The organism is Streptomyces sp. NPDC054840 (genome assembly GCF_053611065.1).
The window spans coordinates 1-5,171 of the sequence record NZ_JBSGZP010000545.1 but is presented as its reverse complement, the minus strand read 5'-3'; the positions used below and the strand labels follow the sequence as shown (position 1 = coordinate 5,171).

At 69.8% G+C, this 5,171-nt stretch carries 5 protein-coding genes; 2 read left to right on the top strand and 3 right to left on the bottom strand.

The genetic code is table 11. The annotated features are described in order from the left end of the window. Positions 1-93: 93 nt before the first annotated feature. Positions 94-1,038 (bottom strand): methionyl-tRNA formyltransferase, encoded by a 945-nt coding sequence (locus ACWGIU_RS29205; RefSeq protein WP_453710748.1) that lies wholly within the window; start codon positions 1,036-1,038, stop codon positions 94-96. Positions 1,039-1,291: 253 nt separating this feature from the next. Between ACWGIU_RS29205 and ACWGIU_RS29200 the strand changes: the two genes are divergently transcribed. Both ACWGIU_RS29200 and ACWGIU_RS29195 read left to right on the top strand, forming a co-directional pair. Then, positions 1,292-2,626: a lysine N(6)-hydroxylase/L-ornithine N(5)-oxygenase family protein gene (locus tag ACWGIU_RS29200; protein WP_453710746.1), complete on the top strand. Its 1,335-nt coding sequence runs from the start codon at positions 1,292-1,294 to the stop codon at positions 2,624-2,626. Between the two features lie 12 nt (positions 2,627-2,638). After that, on the top strand, positions 2,639-4,198 hold the full coding sequence (locus ACWGIU_RS29195; protein WP_453710744.1) for an amidohydrolase: 1,560 nt from the start codon (positions 2,639-2,641) through the stop codon (positions 4,196-4,198). Between the two features lie 18 nt (positions 4,199-4,216). Here ACWGIU_RS29195 and ACWGIU_RS29190 read toward each other — a convergent pair whose 3' ends face one another. Further along, on the bottom strand, positions 4,217-4,363 hold the full coding sequence (locus tag ACWGIU_RS29190) for a hypothetical protein (RefSeq protein ID WP_453710742.1): 147 nt from the start codon (positions 4,361-4,363) through the stop codon (positions 4,217-4,219). Between the two features lie 75 nt (positions 4,364-4,438). After that, positions 4,439-5,171: DUF3533 domain-containing protein (locus ACWGIU_RS29185; protein ID WP_453710740.1), on the bottom strand; the 733-nt coding region annotated here is incomplete at its 5' end.

Genomic DNA, 5,171 nt, shown 5'->3' with positions numbered 1-5,171 from the left:
CCTGTGGAGCCCGTGGATGACCGGCCGGGAAGCCGGTGTCGGCCGCGGCGGCCCGGGCGCAGGGAATGCCCGGTGCCGGGTCGGCGCCCTGGATCAGTGGCCGGTCAGGTACCCGCCCATGACGGTGAAGTAGTCGGTGGCGGGCATCTCTTCGCCGTCCTCGGTGCGTACCCGGGTGATGGCGAGGCCGTGGTTGCGCCCGGTGCGGGCGTCGGCACCGGCCACGATCACCACGCCTTCGCCCTCGCGGTAGAAGACGCGGCCGGGCGTGCCCCCGTAGCGGCCCTCCGAGACGACGGCGGCCAGTACCTCCAGACGCTTGCCGCGGTGGAAGGTGAAGGCGGCCGGGTAGGGGGCCGACTGGGCGCGGACGAGTCGCTGGAGGTCCTCGGCCGGCCAGTTCCAGTCGATGCGGATGTCCTCGGCCGACCGCTTGTGGAAGAAGCTGGCCTGCGACCGGTCCTGGGGGGTGAAGTCGGTCTCGCCGGACGCGATCCGGCCCAGGGCGCCGACGGTGACCGGCGCGATCAGGTCGACGGTCTTGTGGAACAGGTCGGTTGCGGTGTCGGCCGGGCCGACCGGTACGGCGCGCTGGACCACGATGTCGCCCGCGTCGAGCTCGTCGTTCATCAGGTGCGCCGTGACGCCCACTTCGGGCTCGTTGTTGATCAGTGCCCAGATCAGCGGTGAGAAGCCGGCGTACTTCGGCAGCAGTGAGTCATGCACGTTGAGGGTGCCGTGGCGGGGCAGGCCGAAGATGCGCGGGGGAATCCACGTGCGCCAGTTGTTCGCCACGATGATGTCCGGTTCCGCCTCCTTGAGCCGGGTGAACAGTTCCTCGTCGTCGGGGCGGTTGCGGATGAGCACCGGGACGCCGTGGTCGTCGGCGAGATCGGCGACCGAGTCGCTCCAGATCTTCTCGTACGCGTGCTCGCTCTTCGGGTGCGTCACGACCAGGACGACATCGTGTTCGGACTCCAGCAGAGCCTGCAGGGTGCGGTGCCCCCACGTCTGATAGCCGAACATGACGACCCGCATGGGGTTCCTCCTTGGAGCGGCGACAGATGTCAAATTGAGTAAAGCAAGGCTTACCTAACTGCGCAACATGCCCTCTTTTCAAGAGAGTTCGACTGCGTATCGAGGGGATGATCGATCTGATGTGCCCATCGACAGGTCTCTCATGCCAGGTTAGCCTTCCCTAAGTTGCCCAGGCCTCCGCTCCTTCAGGTGTGCCCCGCCCTCGGTTCCCCACGCATGACAATCGGCTGCCCCCCGCACGATTGGGAGTGACATGTCACAGGATCTGTCCGATGATGCGCCACTGATCCACGACCTCATCGGCATCGGCTTCGGCCCCTCGAACGTGGCCATGGCGATCGCGCTCAGCGAGCACAACGCCGGGGTCGGACCGCAGGAAGCGGTCACCGCCCACTTCTTCGAACAGCAGCCCCGCTTCGGCTGGCACCGCGGCATGCTGATCGACGACGCGACGATGCAGGTGTCCTTCCTCAAGGACCTGGTGACACTGCGCAATCCGGCGAGCGAGTACAGCTTCCTCTGCTACCTCCAGAGCAGGGGCCGCCTGATCGACTTCGTCAACCACAAGAACCTGTTCCCGCTGCGAGTCGAGTTCCACGACTACTTCGAGTGGGCCGCGGCCAAGGTCGACGACATGGTCTCCTACGGATCCGAGGTCGTCGCCGTTCGTCCGGTCCTGCGCGACGGCGCGATCGAGTACGTGGACGTGACCGCCCGCTCCGGCTCCGAACTGGTGGTCCACCGGGCGCGCAACCTGGTGATCGGCACCGGCCTGCGGCCACAGATGCCGGAGGGCGTGGCCCGCACCGAGCGGATCTGGCACACCTCCGAACTCCTCACACGGGTCGCCGCGTTGGGAGGCTCCGACCCGTCCCGGTTCGTCATCGTCGGTGCCGGCCAGAGCGCCGCCGAGAACGTCGCCTTCCTGCACCGCACCTTTCCCCGGGCCGAGGTCTGTGCCGTCTTCTCCCGCTACGGCTACAGCCCCGCCGACGACAGCGGCTTCGCCAACCGGATCTTCGACCCCTCGGCGGTCGACGAGTACTACACCGCCCCCGAGGAGATCAAGCGCAAGCTCATCGAGTACCACGCCAACACCAACTACTCGGTGGTGGACATCGACCTCATCGACGACCTCTACCGGCAGGAGTACCAGGAGAAGGTCCTCGGCACCGAGCGGCTGCGCTTCCTGAAGGTGTCGCGGCTCGCGGACGTCACCGAGACCCCCGACCACGTACTCGTCACCGTCGAGTCGCTGGTCACGGGGGAGAAGGAGGTCATGGCGGCCGACGCGCTGGTCTACGCGACCGGATACCGCTCGGCGGACGGCCTCGGACTGCTCGGGGACGTCGAGAAGTACTGCCGACGCGACGGCCTCGGCCGCGTCCGCGTGGCACGCGACTACCGTGTCGAGAGCGCGCCCGAACTGCGCTGCGGCCTCTACCTCCAGGGAGGGACGGAGCACACGCACGGCATCACGTCCTCCCTGCTGTCGAACACCGCCGTCAGGGTCGGCGAGATCCTCCGGTCCATCGTCGCCCACGGCCGCGTACCGGTACCGGCCTCCCGTACGGCGCCCACACCCTGAGGACCGGCACCCATGCTCTGCACCAGGCTGACGAACGCCACCTTCCTCACCATGGACCCCGACCACCCCGTGGCCCACGACCTCGGCATCTGGCACGGCCGGATCGTCGGCTTGGACGAGGCCGTGACCGCACTGCCCACCCGTGAGGTCGTCGACCTCCAAGGCGCCACCGTGCTGCCCGGTTTCATCGACTCCCACGTGCACCTGGCCTGGACCGGGCTGAAGGCCACCACCCCCAGCGTGACGCCCTGCGAACGCGTCGAGCACGTGCTCGCCGTCGTCGCGGAGGCGGTCGTCCGCAAGCCGCGGGGCGCGTGGGTGGACATCGGGGGCTACGACCAGCGGGCACTCGGCCGGCACCTCACCGCCGCCGAGCTGGACAAGGTCAGCGACGGCCGCAAGGTGTTCATGCTGCACGACTCGGGACACGGCTGCGTCGTCAACACCACCGTCCTCGACCTGCTCCCCGGCGAACTCGCCCACGGCGAGGGCTTCCTCGCCGAGAGCGCCATGACCACCGCCCGCCGACTGCGCCTGCCCTACTCGCAGGCGGAGATCGCCGACGCCGTCGAGCACGCCGGCCGCACCTGCCTCACCGAAGGCGTCACCGCCTGCGCCGAGGCGGGCATCGGCGGCGGACTCCTCGGCAACAGCCCGGTCGAGCTCGGCGCCTACCAGCTCCTGCGCGACCAGGGGCGACTGCCGCTACGCGTTCAGCTCATGGCGGCAGCCGACACCCTGCGGCCCGTAGCCGCGCACGCCTGCGACGGGATCCCCCGCGCCATCGACCTCGGCCTGCGCACCGGCTTCGGCGACGACTGGCTCTCCCTCGGCGCGCTCAAGGTCTACACCGACGGCGGCATGATGGCCCGTACGGCCGCACTCACCCGCCCCTACGAAGGGACCGACCACACCGGGGAGTTCCAGGACAGCCCCGAGCGGATCACCGACACCATCGTCGACGGCCACCTCGCCGGCTGGCAGCTCGCCGTGCACGCCATCGGGGACCGCGCCGCCGACCTGGCCCTGGACGCCCTGGAACGCGCCCAGCGGCTGCGGCCCCGGCCCACCGCCCGGCACCGGAGCGAGCACGCCGGCCTGGTCCGGCCCGACCAGCTGGCCCGCTTCGCCCGCCTCGGGGTGAGCGCGGTGGTGCAGCCGCACTTCCTGCGCTCCTTCGGCGACGACTACGCGGCGGTGATGGGCCCGGACCGGGCCCCCTGGATGTACCGGGGCCGGGGGTTCCTGGACCACGGCGTCACCCTCGTGGGCAGCTCCGACCGTCCCGTCACCGACGGATCACCCCTGAAGGCCGTCCAGTTCATGGTGGAACGAACCTCGGCCTCCGGCCGCTCCGTCGGCCCCGACGAAGGCATCACCGTGGAGGAGGCCCTCCACGCCTACACCGTGGCGGGCGCCTACGCCTCCCACTGGGACGACAGCGCGGGCACCCTGGCCCCGGGCCGCCGTGCGGACCTGGCCGTACTCGGCGACGACCCGAGGCGCGTCGACCCCGCGCGGATCGGAGCCATCGAGGTCGTCGCGACGTACGTCGACGGCAGGCCCGCCTGAGGGCTGTCACACCCTCTTCTACCGCCGTCCGCGCAGGCGGTTGAGCAGCCGCCCGGCCTGCGCGCGCTTGCGTGGGTCGGCGGCGGCCCGCCGGACCGATGCGACCGCCCGCTGCCCCTGCGGGCCGCGCGCGAACTGCTTGATCCTGGTCAACAACGCTGTCATGGCGCCTCCTTGAGTTCTCACCAGCTCGTGTACCCCGAGGCGGGACGGACATGTGCACGCGGCCGGGCGGACGGCTCAGGCGGGCTGCGGCGTGAGCCGCTTGAGGCCCTTGCGGTCGTAGTACGCGGTCATGGCGAAGCCGAACAGCAGGGCCAGTACCGTGCCGACCGCGATCATGATCCAGGAACGGGTGAGCCCCGCGTCGCCGCGGGCGTCGAAGTAGAGGATCGCGCGTACGCCGTCGCTGAGTTGACGCATCGGTTCGAAGTGGGAGAGGAAGCGGTAGAAGCCGGGGACCGCCTGCAGCGGGACGGTCGCACCCGACGACGGCAGACCCAGCACGATGAACACGAACATCGACACGAGCTGGCCGATCCCGCCGAACGCGGCGTTGATGGCCTGCACACCCAGCCCGACGGCCAGGGCCGCGCAATAGGAATAGATCCACAGGAGCGGCAGGTGGGAGGCGTCCATCCCCAGGATCCCGACGCAGGCCAGCATCACCAAAGCCGTGCTGACGAGCGTGATGCCCGCCGTCATCAGCATCTTGAGGAGCAGCGTCTGGGTGCGGTTGATCGGCACCGTCGGCCGGCGGGTGTGCCAGGGGCCGATCTCGTTGTCCGCGTAGCCGAGGGCGGTGTCGACGCCGTTGCTGATGACGTTGCCGCCCATGAATCCGGCCAGCACCAGCAGCAGGGTGTAGTAGAAGGCCGTCAGACCGAGGCCGCTTTCCGTGCCGATCGGGTGGCCGACCCGCGTCACGACGTCCACCGGGTCGGCCAGCAGCAGCTTCGCGGTGGGACTCGCC